Genomic DNA, 17,880 nt, shown 5'->3' on the forward strand with positions numbered 1-17,880 from the left:
CTTGGCTACGCTCGGTGGTACGTGGACAGCGTGGTCCATACCCCACATGGAAGGACAAACCGATGTTTCTCTTTAACCTTTTGCTCGACGGCCGGCGCAGTGATGACAACCGGTCCTACAACGGCGGCAGCGGGAAGAACGATTTTCCCGAAGGCCGGCTCACCTCCACAGCGTGGGAGGGCTGGTGGCACGAGGAAGCAGCGTAACCGGATGGAGCCGGGCGGGCGTACCTAGCCGGCGGCCCGGATAAAGTCGGCCACCGGAGCGGCCAGCGAAGCCCCGATCTCACCGGCCGGCCGTTTGGCACCTGCGACGGCGAAGGAATGGTCGCCGCCGTCCATCCACTGAAGAACGGCGGACGGTCCTATGCGTGACACGACGTCCTGCAGGATTTCCGGCGTGGCAAACGTGTCGCGGGTGCCCTGCAGGAACAACATGGGCGTGATCATCCCGTACAGGTGTTCATCCCGCAGCTTCTCCGGCTTTCCGGGCGGGTGCAGCGGATACCCGAGGTAGATCAGTCCCGCCGCCGCCATTCCTTCGGACACTGCCATGGACGCCATCCGGCCGCCAAATGATTTGCCCGCCGCCCACAGGGGGCCGGAGTCCCCGTGGGTTGCTGCGCGTTCCGTAGCAGCTGCCATCGCCGCATTCCAGGTGGCAATAGCGGCCGGCGGGCGGTCCGGGAACCGCCGCCCGGCTTCACGGTAGGGGAAGTTGAAGCGCAGCGTTGCCAGGCCCAGGGAGTTCAGTGCATCCGTGAACCCGCGCAGGAAGGGGTGCTCCATTCCAGCGCCGGCACCGTGGGCGACCACCACTGTGGCCCAGGGATTGTCCGGGCGGGCATAAGCGGCGGAGACGGTGACCTCGCCAACGGCAAGCGGAATGTCTGATTCTTCGGCGGGCATGTCTCCATCATGCCGCAGGGACGTCCGGAAATGTGCCGGCATCCGGACGGCGGGGTGTACGTTGTCCCCATGGCGAGCGAACAGACAAAAATCACGGTTCCGGGCCCCCACGGCGAGCGCGAGATGCGCATTTCGAGCCCCAGCAGGGTCCTGTGGCCGGACCTCGGCCTCACCAAGCTGGACCTGGTCCAGTACCTCTGCGAGGTGGGCGAGGCGTTCATTGCCGCGAACGGTGACCGGCCCGTGGCGCTGCAGAGGTACTCGGACAACGTGGACGGCGAGCAGTTCTTTTCGAAGAACCCGCCCAAGGGGACCCCTGAATTCATGCGCTCAGTGAAAGTAGTCTTCCCGAGCGCCCGTTCGCATCCCATGCTCGTCCTGGATGAACCGGCAGCCGCAGTGTGGGCTGCGCAGATGAACACCGTGGTATTCCATCCCTGGCCGTCGCGGGCCGGAAACCCCGATAACCCGGACCAGTTGCGGATCGACCTGGACCCGCAGCCGGGGACGGACTTCGATGATGCGGTCCCCGCGGCCCTGGTGCTGAAGGAGGTCCTGGCCGAGGCCGGACTCGAGTGCTTCATCAAGACCTCGGGAAACCGGGGCCTCCACGTCTACGCGCCCATCCAGCCCACCCGGGAATTCCTGGATGTCCGGCACGCCGTAATTGCCGCCGCCCGGGAGGTGGAGCGGCGGATGCCGGAGAAGGTGACCACCGCCTGGTGGAAGGAAGAGCGTGGCCAGCGGATTTTCCTCGACTTCAACCAGGCCAACCGGGACCGCACCATCGCCGGTGCCTACAGTCCCCGGGCTTTGCCGCACGCCCCGGTGTCCTGCCCCATCACGTGGGATGAGCTGGAGAACGCCGATCCCAAGAACTTCACCATCCTGACCGTCCCGGAACGGCTCCGGACCACAGGGGACCCTTGGGCCGGCTTCCACAGGAATCCGGGCAGCATTGACACACTGCTCGAGTGGTGGGAGCGGGACAGCAAAGCCGGCCTGGGTGAGCTGCCGTTTCCGCCGGACTACCCCAAAATGCCGGGGGAACCGCCGCGGGTCCAGCCGAGCCGGGCGAAGAAGCAGGACTGACGGGACGCCGGGACCCGGCCGAAGCCTATTCGAAGCGGGAGGGGTCGCCCGCGCCCTGCCGGACCACCTCGGCCACGCCGCTGGAAAAGTCCACCACCGTGGTGGGTTCCGCGCCGCAGTCGCCGGCATCGATCACGGCGTCCACCTGGTGGTCCAGCCGTTCCTTGATGTCCCACCCCTGGGTCAGCGGCTCTTCCTCGTCGGGCAGCAGCAGGGTGCTTGACAACAGGGGTTCGCCGAGCTCGGCCAGCAGCGCCGACACCACCCGGTTGTCCGGGATCCTGACGCCCACGGTCTTTTTCTTCGGATGCAGCAGGCGCTTGGGGACTTCCCGGGTGGCCGGAAGGATAAACGTGTAGCTTCCCGGCGTAACCGACTTGATGCTGCGGAAGACGTCGTTGCCGATGTTCACGAACTGGCCCAGCTGGGCGAAGTCACGGCAGACCAGCGTGAAGTGGTGCTTGTCGTCCAGTTGGCGGATACTCCTGATCCGGTCCAGCGCATCCTTGTTCCCCAGCTGCGCGCCCAGCGCATAGCAGGAGTCCGTGGGGTAGGCGATCAGCCCGCCGTCGAGCAGGATGCGGACCGCCTGGGCAATCGCCCTGGGCTGGGGGTCCTGGGGATGAACGTCGAAGTATCTGGCCATGCCTCCGAGCCTACGTTCCGAAGGCGCCAACCCGCACGTCAAAGCCCCCTACCAGCGCGCCCTTCTTTGGGGCAGGATGTTGTCTGGTCCATGTCAGTCCCCACAGCAAGGAGAACAAGCCATGCCAACTGTCCTCAATCCGTACCTCAGCTTCCGGGACAACGCCCGCGAGGCGATGAACTTCTACCAGTCAGTGTTCGGCGGGGAACTGCGGGTCAGCACCTTCGGGGAGTACCAGGCCAGTGAGGATCCCGCGGAAGCGGACAAGATCATGCACGGCATGCTGACCACCCCGCAGGGCCTGGTCCTGATGGGGGCCGACACCCCCAATGGCATGGAGTACAGCCAGGGTTCAGCCATCTCCATCTCCCTCAGCGGCGAGGACGAGGCGGAACTCCGCGGCTATTACGAAAAGCTGAGCGGCGACGGCGGGTCGGTCACGGTTCCGTTGGAAAAGTCCCCCTGGGGTGACATCTTCGGAATGTGCACGGACCGCTATGGCGTTGCCTGGCTGGTCAACGTCAACGCTGCCCAGGGCACCACGGGCGCGCCCTGATCCTGCCGGACGCGCCCGATTGAGACGGGCTAGCCCTGTTTTGACGCCACGAAGTAGGCGTTGAACGGGTCTTCGTCCAGGTCCACCGCCCGGACGTCCTGGAAACCGGCGTCCCTGACCAGCCGTTCGGCCTGCTGGACGCCCCACACGGTCCCCAGCCCGTCCCCGCCCTGGGACAGTGAAACGGACATGCAGTGGGTGGTGGAGATGGCGTAGAGGAAGGCAGCCCAGGGCAGGTCGATGTTGTCCTCGAGGTTGCTGGAGGCCTTCATGTCCACCATCAGGAAGGTCCCGCCCGTCTTCAGTGCCTCCCAGATATTGCGGAGCACGGCGGCCGGGTGGGCCTGGTCGTGGACGGCGTCGAAAACGGTGACCAGGTCCAGTTCTTCCCGGAGGTCCAGGGCGGCGGCGTCGCGCAGCTCGAACCGGACGTTGGGCAGTCCCAGCCGTTGCGCCTCGGCCCGCCCGGCGTCAAGGGCTTCCGCGAAAAAGTCGTAGCCCACGAAGCTGCTGGCGGGAAAGGCCTGCGCCATCAGGTTCACTGCGTGGCCCGCACCGCAGCCGATATCGGCCACCCGGATGCCGGCGCGCAGGTGCTCAATCCTGCCGGACAGCGGAAGGATGGTGTCCACCAGCGAGGCATCATGGACCGAGGCGCTGTCTGCCGCCTGGATCTGGACGAAGCCCGGGTAGTCGGAATAGTCCAGGCCGCCGCCCGTACGGAATTTCTCCACCACCTTGCCGGCAACCTCGCCCATCAACGTTACGTACGTGAGCGTCCGCGCAAGGTTGGCCACTCCCGGTCCGCTGACGGAGGGGGCAATGTCCCGCCGCAGGAAATACGTCTTCGCACCGGGCTCGTAATCGATGAAGCGTGCAGTCACCATTCCGCCCAGCCACTCGCGGACGTAGCGCTCAATCAGCCCCGCCGCGTCGGCGATCTGGACGCTGGTGGCGGGAGGCAGGCCGGCCAGCGTTTCGAACAGTCCCGTCTGGTGGCCGATGCTCGCGAGCACGGCTACGGAACCGTCATTAAGGATGCCCACGAGCCGTTCCGCGGCAGCCTCCGCTGCTGCTTCGGCTGATTCCGTGGCTGGCTCCGCCTGGTACGTGGTCATGATCCGCCCTTTCCTTGTTTGTCCCCGGGCCCGTTGCCCGGACCTTTGGGTGTTCGGATACTCCGACGCTATGGCGGGGGAGCGGGCGCCCGCGTCGGGTGGAATGTGCATCTTTCCGCGCAGGGATGGGGCAGATGCTGCAGCCTGTTAGCGCCACGCGGAGGGCCCTAGAGCAAGCGGTGTTCCCGGGCCCAGCCGGCTGCGCCCGTCCGCGATGTCACGCCGATCTTTTGGAAGATGTTGGCCAGATGGCGTCCCACGGTCTTTTCGCTGAGGACCAAGGCGCCTGCCACATCCCGGTTGCTGGCTCCGCGGCTGACAAGGGCGAGCACCTCCGCCTCCCGCGCGGTGAGCCCGCCCGGCAGCCCTGGCTCGAGCCGCCGGACGTCCGGCAGTGCGCCAAGCTGCCGGTAGATGGCGAGGGCAGTGGCCATGTCTGCCTCCGCGGCGGCCTGTTGGTGCATGGATGTCCTGCACGCAGCGAGCAGTTCATGTACTTGGGCGATGCTGTAGCGGGCACGCTGGCTGCGGTAGATGCGGGCCGCGGATTCCAGTGCTGCCGCTGCTTCTGCCGGCATGCCGGAGGACAGCAGCAGGTGCGCCCGGGCATGGCTGGCCCAGGCGAGGAAGCCCGGCGAAGCGAACCGCTCCGCGATCTGTTCCAGCTCGCCGCAGTAGGCTGCAGCGAGGTCTGGCTGCCGGCAGGCGAGCGCGATTTCGGTTGCAGGAAGCAGGAGCCGGGCGCGGTCCAGGGGATTGCCCTCGCCCAGGGAACGGCTGAGTTGCTCCAGTGCCTGGCCGTGGTGCCCGGCGGCATGGAGCAGCAGCGCCTCACCCGGCTGCGGGTCCAGCCCCGTCCCGCGGACCCGGGAAAATGCCTGGGCGGCACCGGAGCTGTCACCGCGGAGGCGGAGGATGTCACCCAGTTCGTAGAAGCCGGCGCCGGCCATCCAGCCGTGGGCGGCGGCCAGTTCTTCGCTCAGTGGCCCGATTTCCCGGATGACGTCCTCCCACGCCCCCTCGGTGCTGAGCAGTTGGAGTTCGTGGACGCGCGTCACCCGGGCGTAGACGAAGGTGCGGGACAGGCCGGACGTCCAATGCTCCAGCGCCTGCGTCCATGCGCGCATTCGGGCGTAGTCGCCCAGCGCATGGCAGAGGTGGGTCACCGTGCAGTAGATGTCGCCGCTCCACTCGGCCGGCACTTCGCCGGCAAGGACGGGAAGCATGGCTTCGTCGATGTCGCTGAAGCCCGCCGCCGTCTGTCCGCTGCGCACCAAGGCCAGGCCGGACAATATCCGGGCGAAGCAGAGCAGTGCCGGGTCCCGGTGGGTCCGCCACAGTTCCACCAGGGCCGCGGACGCGCCGGCCACGGGTGCCGCGTCGCCGTCGAAGTCCAGGGACATGGACGCTTCCACGTACAGGAGGTAGCCGTAGGCGGGAATGTCCTCGAGGCCGTCGAGGTTCCGCCGGGCCCGGTTCAGCCACCCGGAGGCGAGCGCCAGGTCCCCGCGGGTGCCCCAGCGCAGGGAGAGGTTGATGGCCGTCATGGCAGCACCGGGGCGGTCGCCGGCGTCGTTGAGCCGCCGGTAGAGTTCTTCAGCCCCGGCCAGCGCCCCGGGCACGTTGCCCAGCCACCAGGCCGAGCTTGCCAGGGCTTCCAGGTCCCGGGTAGAAAGCGGCGCCTGGCGGGCTGCTGCCGCAAGGTTGTTGGCGGCCGCGGGCCAGTCCCGCCGGGCGAACGCTTCCCGCCCGGACGTCAGCAGCTGGTCCAGTTCTGGCATGCCCGTCTCCCGGATGACGCCTTTAGCGTACTGCCGCGCGCCCGGACGGAACAGCAGGATGCCGAACTCCTTGAGGCCGCAGCGGGCGACTGCGAGGATGGACGGGTGGAGTCACTTCTTGAGTTCCTCTCCGACAAATGGTGGCTGGTCTTTCCGCTCAGCGCGTTTGCCGGCCACTATGCCAACAGCTGGCGCAAAGCCAGTGAGCGCCGCCACCAGCGGAGGGTGGAACTGTACAAACTGAAGAACCGGGCCCGTGAGGCAGAAAAGGCGTCCACAGCTGAAGTGGAAGCCCTGATGGCCGCCCATGACGCCACCAACAGCCGCTGGCTGGACTACGAACTCGACGTCGGAAAACTCATCGACTTTCCGCTCATGACGGACGTCAGGGAACCCCTCACGGTCGCCTTCCTCCGCGCCAAACGCGACGCTGACGGCCAGCGGCCGGCCTCGGCCGCTGACATCACGTCTCCCGCACGGCTTGAGGCGTACCGCCATGCCGTCAACAGCTTTGCCGTGGCGCTCGAAGTTGCCGAACGGGAAGCCCGGCGGATCCGGGACAGCAAATTTTCCGGTCCCGAGCGTGAGCGGCTGGCCACGGCCCGGAAGCTGCTGATGATCGCGGAGAACCATGCTGCTACGCCGGCCGAACGCCAGGCAGCCTACAAGCGGGCCCGCCGGGAGCTAGACGGACTGATCGTCCTGCCGGACGTGACCATCGCCGCCTTGGAGGAACGGGTGGCGCCGGGACTGGATGCTGGACGGCAGCCGTCGGAGTCCGGGCCCGCCTGAGCGGCTGGAAGGGGCAGCGTGGCACGCACGCTCTACATCGACGTCGACGGCGTCATCTGTCCGTTTGGCCCGGAAGGAACTACCCCGTGGGGTTCTGCCTGGCACCGTGCCGACGCCGGTCTTCTTCCCGTTGCCTATGCAACGGAACTCGTGGCGGGACTCAATGCCCTGGCGCGGACGGACGGCGTGCGGTGCGTCTGGCTCACCAGCTGGGAGGACCTCGCCCCGCAGTACCTGTGCCCCGCCATCGGCGTGGAAGGCGGGGCCTGGCCATATCTGACGGCTACGGGCGAAGGCAGCGGGAACGGCTGGTGGAAGCTTCGCGCCATTCAGGAGGACGTGGAAACCACCGGCCCGGAGGCTGCCGTGTGGATCGATGACCAGCTGGCCTTCGAAGCGGAGGCGCAGTCCTGGGCTCGGCTCCTGGGACGGAGGATGCTGGCGGTCTCCCCGAATCCACGGCGGGGAATAGCACCTGATGAACTGGCAGCTGTCCGCTCTTTTCTCAGCCGGCCGTTGTTTTGACCTGATGCCACGGACGCGTACGATCGATAGGGTTTCACGCCGGTTGTGTTAACGCCACAGGTCATTCCAAGCGAACAGCTGGTGAATTATGCTGTGCAGCACAGCAACCGGGGGACAGAAACTGCTGAACGTCGACTCTGCAGATTGGGCAACAGGTGGATATCACCTTCATGGTGGCGCTGGTCATCGCACTGGCACTATTTTTCGACTTCACGAACGGTTTCCACGACACCGCGAATGCCATGGCCACGCCCATCGCAACAGGTGCCATCAAACCGAAGACCGCGGTGACCCTCGCTGCCATCCTCAACCTGGTGGGCGCGTTCCTGTCCACCGAGGTGGCCAAGACGGTTTCCGGCGGCATCATCCGTGAAGGCTCGGACGGCATCCAAATTACGCCGGACATCATTTTCGCCGGCCTCATGGGCGCCATCCTGTGGAACATGATCACGTGGCTCAAGGGCCTGCCGTCGAGTTCCTCCCACGCCCTGTTCGGCGGCCTCATCGGTGCTGCCATCGCGGGTATCGGCTTCAACTCGATCAATCTCGAAGGCCTTATGCAGAAGGTCATCCTCCCGGCGATCTTCGCCCCGCTCATCGCGGGCATTGTCGCGTACGTCTGTACCCGCCTTGCCTACGCCCTGACCTCGCGGCATGACCCGGAAACCGGCAGCAAGCTCACCCAGAAGCGCGGTGGATTCCGCACCGGTCAGATCTTCACGTCAAGCCTTGTGGCGCTGGCCCACGGCACCAACGACGCACAAAAGACCATGGGCATCATCACGCTGGTCCTGATTGCCGCAGGTACCCAGGATCCCGGTTCCGGTCCGCAGTTCTGGGTCATTGCCGCCTGCGCCTTCGCCATCGCCATCGGCACATATGCCGGCGGCTGGCGCATCATCCGCACCATGGGCGCCGGGCTTACCGAGGTCAAGCCGGCCCAGGGCTTCGCCGCCGAAACCAGCACCGCTTCGGCGATCCTGGCTTCCTCCCACCTGGGCTTCGCCCTGTCCACCACGCAGGTGGCCTCCGGTTCCGTGATCGGTTCGGGAATGGGCCGCAAGGGAACCAGCGTCCGCTGGAGCATGGTGGGCAAAATCGCCCTCGGCTGGCTCTTCACGCTTCCCGCGGCAGGCATCGTGGGCGCACTGACCGCCCTGCTGGTCAAGACGGGTGTGGTAGGTGTGCTGATCGCCGCGGTGGCCGGCACCGCAGCCGTACTCTTTATGTTCTTCTACTCACGTAAGTCCGCGGTGGGCCACCACAACGCCATCGAGGTCGAGGAAGCCGGGCAGGCTGTCCGGTTCGCCAAGAAGAAGGCCATGGCACGTGCCCGCGCGAATGCCAAGGCCAAGGCAAAGACAACGACGGATACCCCTGTCGTTGCCGATGCTGACACTGATGCCAACGCCGAGGCCGGCGCCAACACCTCCAAGGAGACTCAGCGATGAAGTGGTTGGAACTCCTGACCGTTGCCGGTGCCACCCTGATTGCCGCGGTCACCGTGGTGGTCCTGTACTCGCTGGGGGTCCGGCTGACTGCCATCGCCGCCGATGCCCAGCAGACGTCCCCCGGGATCAAGAAGTCCTTTGCGTACGTGTGCTTCGGGCTGTGCAGCCTGGCGGTCCTTTTCGGGCTCTACCTGATCATCCCGTACTTCTCGGGCTAGTCCGGGCCCCTCTGGGCAGTGCCTCGACGGTTGGCTAGGCTGGCTCCATGTCACGGATCCAATACTTCGTAGCTGCTTCACTGGACGGCTTCATAGCCACACCCACGGACGACCTCGGCTGGCTCCTGCAGTTTGACGGCTTCGATGGCGGCAACGAAAGTTATGAGTCGTTCATGGCCGGCGTGGGCTGCATCGTGATGGGCGGAGAGACGTACGCCTGGCTGATGGAACACGAGCCGGACAAGTGGGCCTACGCAGGCACGCCCAGTTATGTGTTCACCCGGCATGAGTACACCGCCCCTGCGGGCGCGGACATCACCTTCGTCCGGGGTGACGTCACGGAATTCGTCGGGGATTTCCGGCACGACGCGGGCGGCAAAAACATCTGGCTGGTGGGCGGTGGCAACCTCGCCGCCCAGTTCGCCGAGGCGGGCCTGCTGGACGAGATCATCCTTTCGGTCATCCCCGTGGTGCTGGGCGAGGGCAAGCGACTGCTGCCGCTCTCAGGGCCGACGCCGCCCCTTGAGCTGACTTCCTCACGCGCCCTGGGGAGGGGCATTGTGGAGTCGCGGTACCTGCTGAAGGCGCCCGCGGACAACAGCGCCTGACGTAACGTGCGGTGGTTGAGCCTGTCGAAACCCGAACCCGATGCGCCTGGCCGTTCACGTGCGGGCGTGGAGGAACCTCGCCAGACCGTCTTCACCCGGGGACAGCCCGCTGGGGACGAAGTCCACATGGCCGCGGACAGCATCAGACAGTGTCGGGTAGAGGCGCCCGTTGCTTTGTGGTTCAGGTTCCACCTCCGGTCTCCGTTGTTCAGGCCAGTGTGGTGGTTCCCAGTCCTGCTCTTCGCTTTTGTATCTTCGGCCGGACGGTGAGATCCAGCCGGGTGGATCATTCTTCGTGGCCGGGGTTGGTTTCCAGGCGCTGGTGTGTCGGAGCTTGTGGTGTTTCGGGCAGGGCTGTCCCAGGTTGCTGATGCCGGTGGTGCCCCCGTGATGCCAGGCGAGGATGTGGTCGGCTTCGTTGTCGAGGGAGTGGTTGCTGCAGCCCGGGAAGGGGCACTTGCCGTCCCGCATCCGCAGCCAGTTCCGCATCGCGGTGCCGACCCGGTAGCTCGTGCGGCCGATCTCCAACGGCGCCCCGTCACGGGGATCCACCAGCACCCGATAAAACGACCCGGCCCCGTTGGCGACGAGGTCCCGGGCCATCGACGCCGGAATTGGGCCGTGCCCGTCCAGCATCGCCGGCTCGTCGGTCAGTCCTATCAGCGAGAACACGGGCACCGTGACCAGCACCTGCGGCCTGATCCACGACGACGGCCCGGAAGCCCCTTCCTCCCCGCGGGCTGCGTCTGCCCCATCAGCACCGTCGCGGCCGTAGCGGACGGCGCCGGTGCTGTTCCCGTCGAGGAGTGCTGCGGTGAATTCGTCGGCGCGCCGCTGGGAAAGGGTGCGCCGCTCGTTCGGGCCCTCCAGCCGGCGCGTCGCGGCGGTGCAGTGGTTCCAGATCGCAGTGGCGGTTACCGCGGGCAGGTAGGCGGAGATCCAGGCCATCGCGTCGTTGTCCGGGCAGTGCTCGACGCGCCGGTCCGCGACGGACCTGGCGTGGCGCTTCTCCAGGCTTTCCGGGTGGTGCCGTTCCCGCCACATCCGGGCTTTGGCTCTGAACCGGTACGCGGGCATCTCCCCGACCGGACAGCCCCCGGCCGGGTTGGGTGCGCCCGGGTCAAGGAAGTGCGCCTCCAGCGCGCTGGCCGCCGCGGGGTCAAGGGTCACCGTTTGTTCCACCATTGTCCGGGCGTGGGCCCAGGAGACCATCCCTGACTGCAGGGCCGCCAGCGTACGGGGCAGGGAGGTGGTCAGGGCATGGGACTCAGCCAGCAGGGCACCAGCGGCCCGGTCCCCAATAGCCAGCGCACACCCGACCTCAGCGACCAAGCTCCTGTCCTGCGCCATAGCCGCGTATGCTGAGGCGGCCGGAGCGTCCAAGGCCTTCAGGGCCGCGGTCAACACCGCCACGGCCTGCACCTTCAACGCGGCCAGCTTCGCTTCGCACCGGGCTACCCCGGCAAGGACATCCAAGGCTCCGTCAGCAGCCCGCCCCAACGGGTCATCATCAACTCCAGCCGGAGCCTCAGCCCTGCCGGGGGCAAGGGAGACAGCACCGGAAACGGCGAAACCGCTGCCAGCCAGCACAGCAGTAAACGCAGCAACAGAGGCGTCAACCGCTTCCTCTGCCTGCACCACCACAGGGTTCGTTTGCATACCGAAAGCATCCCAGGAGGGTACGACAATCAGTCCGTTCCGGGCCGGTCAACGCTACGAGCTATGGGGCGCCGTGTCCCGTGCCGGGTCCGCTGCGAAAACGACGTGGGGGAAAGTCCCGCTATCCCTGGGGCGGCTCGGCGTTGTCCCGGATCATGTTGGTGATCCTTGCCGTGGAAAGCCGCCTGCCGTGCTCATCCGTCATCACGATCTCGTGCGTGGCCAGTGTCCGGCCCAGGTGGATGGCCGTGCACGTCCCGGTGACAACCCCTTTAGAGATGGACCGGTGATGGGTGGCGCTGACCTCGATGCCTACCGCGTGGCGGCCCTGCCCGGCATGCATGCCCGCCGAAAACGAGCCCAGCGTTTCGGCGAGCACAACATGCGCGCCGCCGTGCAGGATTCCTGCCACCTGCGTGTTTCCCTCTACAGGCATGGTGGCGACGGTCCGTTCCGGGCTCATCTCGAGGAAATGGATCCCCATTTTCACCACCAGGGCCCCGATCCCAAACCGGCCCAGCCAGCCGTGCAGGTGATCCGGGACGCCCGCGGCCGTCAGCTCGTCAGCGAATGGTCCGGGCGTGAAATTGTCCATCATGCCAACTAGGCTGGCACCTGTGAGTGAAACAACCAAACCGGCCCCTTTTCCGTCCCAAGTTCTTCCGCAGGACCCCGCCCTGGAAGGCGGAAGCGCCCAGGGCGGCACCGCCGTCAAGGAGAAAGTTCCTGCCTCCGCCGGTGAATCCGTTTCAGCTACCGCTGCCCCCGTGGTGCCCATGACGGGCCAGCCGAGGCTCCTGGTGTTGGACGGCCACTCCATGGCTTTCCGTGCCTTCTTCGCCCTGCCCGCGGACAAGTTCTCCACGATGAACGGGCAGCACACGAACGCCATCCACGGCTTTACGTCCATGCTGATTAACCTGATCAAGGAACAGCAGCCCACCCACATCGCTGTGGCCTTCGACGTTTCGGACGAGACCACGCACCGCAAGTCCCAGTACAGCGAGTACAAGGGCGGCCGGAATGAGACTCCCCGGGAGATGAGCGGCCAGATCGACCTCATCGCGCAGGTCATGGAGGCCTGGGGCATCAAGACCATCAAGCTGCCGGGCTACGAGGCGGATGACATCCTTGCAACCCTTGCCGCAATGGGTGAGAAGGCAGGATTTGAGGTGCTGCTGGTTTCGGGTGACCGGGACGCGTTCCAGCTCATCACGGACAACGTCTTCGTGCTCTATCCCAAGAAGGGCGTGAGCGACATCCCGCGGATGGACGCCGCTGCCATCGAAGCCAAGTACTTCGTCAGCCCGTCCCGGTACTCAGACCTTGCCGCGCTGGTGGGGGAGACCGCGGACAACCTTCCCGGTGTGCCCGGCGTCGGCCCGAAGACCGCGGCCAAGTGGATCAACCTTTACGGCGGACTCGAAGGCGTCCTTGAGCACCTGGACTCCATCGGCGGGAAGGTGGGCGACGCCCTGCGGGAGAACGTCGACAACGTGAAGCGGAACCGGATGCTCAATCAGCTCCATACGGACCTGGAGCTTCCCGTCACGCTTGATGACCTGTACCAGCCGCGCCCGGACCAGGCAGCGCTGGAGGATCTGTTCGACCAGCTTGAGTTCAAGACCATCCGCAGCCGGCTCTTCGCCCTCTACAGTGACCAAGAAACACCGGCTGCCGAGCGGGAGAGCATCGACGCCCCGGAGTACACCACACCTGCCAGCGCCGCCGAACTGGAGGCATTCCTGGCCGCGGGGGCGGGGCAGCGCTCGGCCCTGGCGGTGGACCTCATTCCCGGACGGATCGGCGAGGACGCCGCAGCGCTGGCCATCGTCCGGGACGATGCCGCTGTTTACGTCGACCTGTCCGGCCAGGATGCGGAGACCGAGAACGTGCTGGCCGGCTGGCTGCGGGACCCCGAAGCGCCCAAGGTGATGCACGGCTTCAAGGCCGCCCTGAAGGCACTGACGGCACGCGGGCTGGAGCTGGAGGGCGTGGTGGACGACACCTCGATTTCCGGGTACCTCATCCAGCCCGACCGCCGCTCCTACGAACTCGACGAACTCGCCCAGCACCACCTCAATGTCGGCATTCCTGCCGCCACCGCCAAGGCCGGACAGCTGGAACTGTCATTTGACGGGGACGATACCGCCGCCGCGGACGCACTGGTCCAGGCAGCCGCCGTCGTGCAGTCCCTCAGCCGATACTTCGAGACCGAGCTCAATGAGCGCAAGGCGGAGGAGCTGCTGTCCACCCTCGAACTGCCGGTTAGCCGGGTCCTGGCCGACATGGAACTTGCCGGCATCTCCATCGACATGGACCGCATGGATGAGCAGCTTGCCAATCTTGCCAGGGTCATCGACCACGCCCAGGAGCAGGCGTTCGCGGCCATCGGCCACGAAGTGAACCTGGGATCGCCCAAACAGCTGCAGACCGTCCTGTTCGACGAGCTCCAGCTGCCCAAGACCAAGAAGATCAAGTCCGGCTACACCACAGACGCCGCCTCGCTGAAGAACCTCCTGGAGAAAACCGGGCACGAGTTCCTGGTCCAGCTCATGGCGCACCGTGAGGCATCCAAGCTGCGGCAGATGCTCGAGTCGCTGAAGAAGTCCGTGGCGGAAGACGGCCGCATCCACACCACCTACGCCCAGAACGTAGCGGCCACCGGCCGGATCTCCTCGAACAACCCCAACCTGCAGAACATCCCCATCCGCAGTGAGGAAGGCCGCCGGGTCCGCGGAATCTTCGTGGTCAGCGAGGGCTACGAATGCCTGCTGTCCGCCGACTACTCGCAGATCGAGATGCGGATCATGGCACACCTGTCCGGCGACGAGGGCCTGATCCAGGCCTACCGCGACGGCGAGGACCTGCACCGGTTCGTGGGCTCGAACATCTTCCACGTGCCCACCAGCGAAGTCACCAGCGCCATGCGATCGAAGGTCAAAGCCATGTCCTACGGGCTCGCGTACGGGCTGACGTCCTTCGGCCTGTCCAAGCAGCTGGAGATCTCCGTCGACGAGGCCCGCACCCTCATGAAGGACTACTTCGACCGGTTCGGCGCCGTCCGAGACTACCTGCGCGGCGTAGTCGACCAGGCCCGCGTGGACGGGTACACCGCCACCATCGAAGGACGCCGCCGCTACCTGCCGGACCTCACCAGCACGGACCGGCAACTGCGGGAAAACGCTGAACGCATCGCCCTCAACAGCCCCATCCAGGGCTCGGCCGCGGACATCATCAAGCGCGCCATGCTGGGAGTCCATGCCGGACTGCAGGCCCAGGGCCTGGAGTCCCGGATGCTGCTGCAGGTCCACGACGAACTCGTCCTCGAAGTGGCCACGGGGGAGCGCGAGGCCGTGGAGAAGCTCGTCACCGAGCAGATGGGCGCCGCAGCGGACCTCAGCGTGCCCCTGGAGGTCCAGATCGGCGTCGGACCCAGCTGGTACGACGCCGGCCACTAACGCGTGCGCTCCGCGTGACCGGCGTGTTTATGCTGGCCAGGCGCCGGAATCATTGACTAGGCTCGGACAAATGGCTGATCTGAGCGGAAACTATGAAATCCGGCGCTTCGGCGCGGTATCCAAAGGACAGGACGGCTACACCGAAGCGGACACCTGGAGCCGGGCCGTGTCCTTCGGGTTCCACGAGTCCACCCGGACGCCAGAGCATGTGGCAAAGGCCCTGGCCACTTACGAGGCAGACGGACGTGTCCTCACCGGGGTGTACCAGACGGGGACGGTGGCGCCGTCGTCGATGCCCGCGGAAGTGCCAGTGGCCACTTTCGCGACGTTCCGCAAGACCCTCAACATCGGGTTCGGCCGGACCCTGGACACCCAGCTGGTCACCTCGGTGACGGTGCGGACCTCGCACCGCCGCCGGGGCCTGCTGCGCCGCATGATGGGCGAGGACCTGCGGCTGGCCAGGGAGGACGGCATCGCCATGGCAGCGCTCACCGCTTCCGAAGGGACCATCTACGGACGTTTCGGCTACGGTGTGGCCAGCTTCGAGCGGGCGGTCAAAGTGGACACCACCACGCGGTTCAACCTGCAGCACCAAGCCACGGGAAGTGTGGAGGTTGCCGACCCCAAAGCCCTGCTGGACCTGGCTCCCGCGGTCTTTGAGCGTGTGCACGGGCTGACCCCGGGATCCATCGGCCGGCAGGAGTGGTACCGCCAACTGGCCTCCGGGTCAATGGGCCACGAAGGCAAGGAGGATCCCGCCGTCAAGGTGGCCCTCCACTATGGCCCTGGCGGTGACGTTGACGGCTACGTCTCGTACAAGTTCCTGGGCTGGGACATCAAGCCGTACACCGTGGAGGTCGTGGACCTGCTGGCAGCCACCAATGACGCCTACCTCGAACTGTGGCAGTATCTGGCGGCCATCGACCTCGTGGAGTGCGTCTCCTGGAATGTGGCCCCGCTGGACGACCCCCTGGCCTGGGCCCTCACCGATCCCCGCTGCATCGAATCCTCGGACAGCAGGGATATGCTCTGGCTCCGGATCCTTGACGCTCCCAAAGCCCTTGCAGCCCGGCACTACCCGGCTGACGGCAAGCTCGTCCTCGACCTCCGTGACCCGCTGGACCTCACCGCGGGAACCTACGCGCTGGCAGTCGACGGCGGCAAGGCCGCCGTCGAACGCCTGCCGGACGGCGCCGCGGCAGACCTGGCGCTTGACGTCTCCGCGCTGTCCTCGGTCTACCTGGGCGGCGTCTGCCCCGTCACGCTGGCGGCAGCAGGAAAAATCCGGGAAAACACGGACGGCGCCGCGCTCAAAGCCCGGCAGATGTTCGCCGTGGAGCGGGCCACGCACTGCATGACGCACTTCTGACAGGGATGTGTCAACGGTGCCGCTTTGACCCTTGTTGCAGCCTGCGACTAGAATAAATGGGCGTGTACCACGTGCACGTTTTCTACAATCCACAAAATCAGGATGACCCGGAGGATCCGTCGGATTCACCGCGAATCGCGCCTGCGTTCCATAACGCGGGCGCGCCGGTTTGCCTGACCGACTAACTATCCACAACGGAGCCCCTACTACATGACCATCACCTCCACCGAGAAGCCCGGTACCCCCGTAGTCGCGATCAACGACATCGGTACCGCTGAGGACTTCCTCGCAGCTGTCGACGCCACCATCAAGTACTTCAACGACGGAGACCTCGTCGAAGGTACCGTCGTCAAGGTCGACCGCGATGAAGTCTTGCTCGACATCGGTTACAAGACCGAAGGTGTCATCCCCTCCCGCGAGCTGTCCATCAAGCACGACGTTGATCCCGGAGACGTCGTCTCCGTTGGCGATCAGGTCGAAGCCCTGGTGCTCACCAAGGAAGACAAAGAAGGCCGTCTGATCCTCTCCAAGAAGCGTGCTCAGTACGAGCGTGCCTGGGGCGACATCGAGAAGGTCAAGGAAGAAGACGGTGTTGTCACCGGTACCGTCATCGAGGTTGTCAAGGGTGGTCTTATCCTCGACATCGGCCTGCGCGGCTTCCTGCCCGCATCCCTCGTCGAGATGCGCCGTGTGCGCGACCTTGCTCCGTACATCGGTCAGCAGATCGAAGCCAAGATCATCGAGCTGGACAAGAACCGCAACAACGTTGTGCTGTCCCGCCGTGCATGGCTCGAGCAGACCCAGTCCGAGGTCCGCTCCACGTTCCTCAACAAGCTGGAAAAGGGCCAGGTCCGTCCCGGCGTCGTTTCCTCCATCGTCAACTTCGGTGCATTCGTGGACCTGGGCGGCGTAGACGGCCTGGTTCACGTTTCCGAGCTGTCCTGGAAGCACATCGACCACCCGTCCGAGGTTGTCGAAGTTGGCCAGGAAGTCACCGTCGAGGTTCTCGAGGTGGATCTGGACCGCGAGCGCGTCTCCCTGTCGCTCAAGGCTACGCAGGAAGATCCGTGGCAGACCTTCGCCCGCACCCACGCCCTCGGCCAGGTTGTTCCGGGTAAGGTCACCAAGCTCGTTCCGTTCGGTGCGTTCGTCCGCGTCGAAGACGGCATCGAAGGCCTCGTGCACATCTCCGAGCTGGCTGTCCGCCACGTGGAGCTGGCCGAGCAGGTTGTCTCCGTTGGCGACGAACTGTTCGTCAAGGTCATCGACATCGACCTCGAGCGCCGCCGCATCTCGCTGTCCCTCAAGCAGGCCAACGAGGGCGTCGACGCCGACAGCACCGAATTCGATCCCGCTCTGTACGGCATGGCCGCAGAGTACGACGAAGAGGGCAACTACAAGTACCCCGAGGGCTTCGATCCCGAGTCCAACGAGTGGCTTGAAGGCTACGAGAACCAGCGCGCCGCCTGGGAGCAGCAGTACGCTGACGCCCAGACCCGTTGGGAAGCCCACAAGAAGCAGGTTGCCCAGCACGCTGCCGACGACGCTGCTGCTGCAACGTCCGGTGACGGCGACTCCGGCGCCACCAGCTACTCCTCCGAGCCTGCTGCCGCCGACACCGGCGCCGGCACCCTGGCTTCGGACGAGGCTCTTGCGGCTCTGCGCGAGAAGCTGACCGGCAACTAATTGCCACCGG

17 protein-coding genes are annotated in these 17,880 nt (G+C 65.9%); 11 read left to right on the forward strand and 6 right to left on the reverse strand.

The window, feature by feature from the left end; all coding sequences use genetic code 11:
- The first annotated feature begins 62 nt into the window (after positions 1 to 62).
- Positions 63 to 206: a hypothetical protein gene (locus ACZ9BC_RS04575; protein ID WP_476244957.1), complete on the forward strand. Its 144-nt coding sequence runs from the start codon at positions 63 to 65 to the stop codon at positions 204 to 206.
- Between the two features lie 24 nt (positions 207 to 230).
- Here ACZ9BC_RS04575 and ACZ9BC_RS04580 read toward each other — a convergent pair whose 3' ends face one another.
- Entirely contained in the window at positions 231 to 908 is a 678-nt protein-coding gene (locus ACZ9BC_RS04580; protein WP_476244958.1) for an alpha/beta hydrolase family protein, read from the reverse strand.
- Positions 909 to 977: 69 nt separating this feature from the next.
- On the opposite strand from ACZ9BC_RS04580, the gene ligD reads away from it, so the two are divergent.
- Complete coding sequence (gene ligD / locus ACZ9BC_RS04585) at positions 978 to 2,000, forward strand: non-homologous end-joining DNA ligase (RefSeq protein WP_476244959.1); 1,023 nt, start codon at positions 978 to 980, stop codon at positions 1,998 to 2,000.
- A gap of 25 nt (positions 2,001 to 2,025) precedes the next feature.
- Here the strand turns inward: ligD and ACZ9BC_RS04590 are convergent, their stop codons facing one another.
- Positions 2,026 to 2,646, reverse strand: coding sequence for an L-threonylcarbamoyladenylate synthase (locus ACZ9BC_RS04590; RefSeq protein ID WP_476244960.1), 621 nt, complete (start codon positions 2,644 to 2,646; stop codon positions 2,026 to 2,028).
- A gap of 121 nt (positions 2,647 to 2,767) precedes the next feature.
- Here ACZ9BC_RS04590 and ACZ9BC_RS04595 point away from each other — a divergent pair, with 121 nt between their 5' ends.
- Positions 2,768 to 3,202 (forward strand): VOC family protein, encoded by a 435-nt coding sequence (locus ACZ9BC_RS04595; protein ID WP_476244961.1) that lies wholly within the window; start codon positions 2,768 to 2,770, stop codon positions 3,200 to 3,202.
- A 29-nt stretch (positions 3,203 to 3,231) separates the two neighbouring features.
- Here the strand turns inward: ACZ9BC_RS04595 and ACZ9BC_RS04600 are convergent, their stop codons facing one another.
- Positions 3,232 to 4,320, reverse strand: a complete 1,089-nt coding sequence (locus ACZ9BC_RS04600) for a class I SAM-dependent methyltransferase (RefSeq protein ID WP_476244962.1) — start codon at positions 4,318 to 4,320, stop codon at positions 3,232 to 3,234.
- Positions 4,321 to 4,487: 167 nt separating this feature from the next.
- Complete coding sequence (locus tag ACZ9BC_RS04605; RefSeq protein WP_476244963.1) at positions 4,488 to 6,101, reverse strand: helix-turn-helix transcriptional regulator; 1,614 nt, start codon at positions 6,099 to 6,101, stop codon at positions 4,488 to 4,490.
- Positions 6,102 to 6,206: 105 nt separating this feature from the next.
- On the opposite strand from ACZ9BC_RS04605, the gene ACZ9BC_RS04610 reads away from it, so the two are divergent.
- The 5 genes from ACZ9BC_RS04610 (at position 6,207) to ACZ9BC_RS04630 (ending at position 9,695) form a co-directional block, all read left to right on the forward strand.
- Positions 6,207 to 6,893: a hypothetical protein gene (locus ACZ9BC_RS04610; RefSeq protein WP_476244964.1), complete on the forward strand. Its 687-nt coding sequence runs from the start codon at positions 6,207 to 6,209 to the stop codon at positions 6,891 to 6,893.
- A gap of 18 nt (positions 6,894 to 6,911) precedes the next feature.
- Positions 6,912 to 7,418 (forward strand): HAD domain-containing protein, encoded by a 507-nt coding sequence (locus ACZ9BC_RS04615; protein WP_476244965.1) that lies wholly within the window; start codon positions 6,912 to 6,914, stop codon positions 7,416 to 7,418.
- A 155-nt stretch (positions 7,419 to 7,573) separates the two neighbouring features.
- Positions 7,574 to 8,869, forward strand: a complete 1,296-nt coding sequence (locus ACZ9BC_RS04620; RefSeq protein WP_476244966.1) for an inorganic phosphate transporter — start codon at positions 7,574 to 7,576, stop codon at positions 8,867 to 8,869.
- Positions 8,866 to 9,087, forward strand: a complete 222-nt coding sequence (locus ACZ9BC_RS04625; RefSeq protein WP_079596015.1) for a hypothetical protein — start codon at positions 8,866 to 8,868, stop codon at positions 9,085 to 9,087. Before ACZ9BC_RS04620 ends, ACZ9BC_RS04625 begins: the two co-directional genes overlap by 4 nt.
- Before the next feature lie 47 nt (positions 9,088 to 9,134).
- Positions 9,135 to 9,695 carry a dihydrofolate reductase family protein gene (locus ACZ9BC_RS04630; RefSeq protein WP_476244967.1) on the forward strand — a complete coding sequence of 187 codons (561 nt, stop codon included), beginning with the start codon at positions 9,135 to 9,137 and terminating at the stop codon, positions 9,693 to 9,695.
- A gap of 54 nt (positions 9,696 to 9,749) precedes the next feature.
- Here ACZ9BC_RS04630 and ACZ9BC_RS04635 read toward each other — a convergent pair whose 3' ends face one another.
- Both ACZ9BC_RS04635 and ACZ9BC_RS04640 read right to left on the reverse strand, forming a co-directional pair.
- Positions 9,750 to 11,354 (reverse strand): HNH endonuclease signature motif containing protein, encoded by a 1,605-nt coding sequence (locus ACZ9BC_RS04635; protein ID WP_476244968.1) that lies wholly within the window; start codon positions 11,352 to 11,354, stop codon positions 9,750 to 9,752.
- 121 nt (positions 11,355 to 11,475) lie between these two features.
- Entirely contained in the window at positions 11,476 to 11,952 is a 477-nt protein-coding gene (locus ACZ9BC_RS04640; protein ID WP_181884702.1) for a hotdog fold thioesterase, read from the reverse strand.
- 220 nt (positions 11,953 to 12,172) lie between these two features.
- Between ACZ9BC_RS04640 and polA the strand changes: the two genes are divergently transcribed.
- From polA to rpsA, 3 genes are all read left to right on the forward strand, one after another.
- Positions 12,173 to 14,815 (forward strand): DNA polymerase I, encoded by a 2,643-nt coding sequence (polA, locus tag ACZ9BC_RS04645; RefSeq protein ID WP_476245391.1) that lies wholly within the window; start codon positions 12,173 to 12,175, stop codon positions 14,813 to 14,815.
- Positions 14,816 to 14,885: 70 nt separating this feature from the next.
- A complete protein-coding gene (locus tag ACZ9BC_RS04650) occupies positions 14,886 to 16,184 on the forward strand; it encodes a GNAT family N-acetyltransferase (protein ID WP_476244969.1) in 1,299 nt (432 codons plus the stop codon).
- A gap of 210 nt (positions 16,185 to 16,394) precedes the next feature.
- The gene (rpsA, locus tag ACZ9BC_RS04655) at positions 16,395 to 17,870 is read left to right on the forward strand and encodes a 30S ribosomal protein S1 (RefSeq protein WP_079596020.1); all 1,476 of its coding nucleotides are present in this window, start codon (positions 16,395 to 16,397) and stop codon (positions 17,868 to 17,870) included.
- Positions 17,871 to 17,880: the final 10 nt, after the last annotated feature.

The organism is Pseudarthrobacter sp. TE3704 (assembly GCF_056279405.1).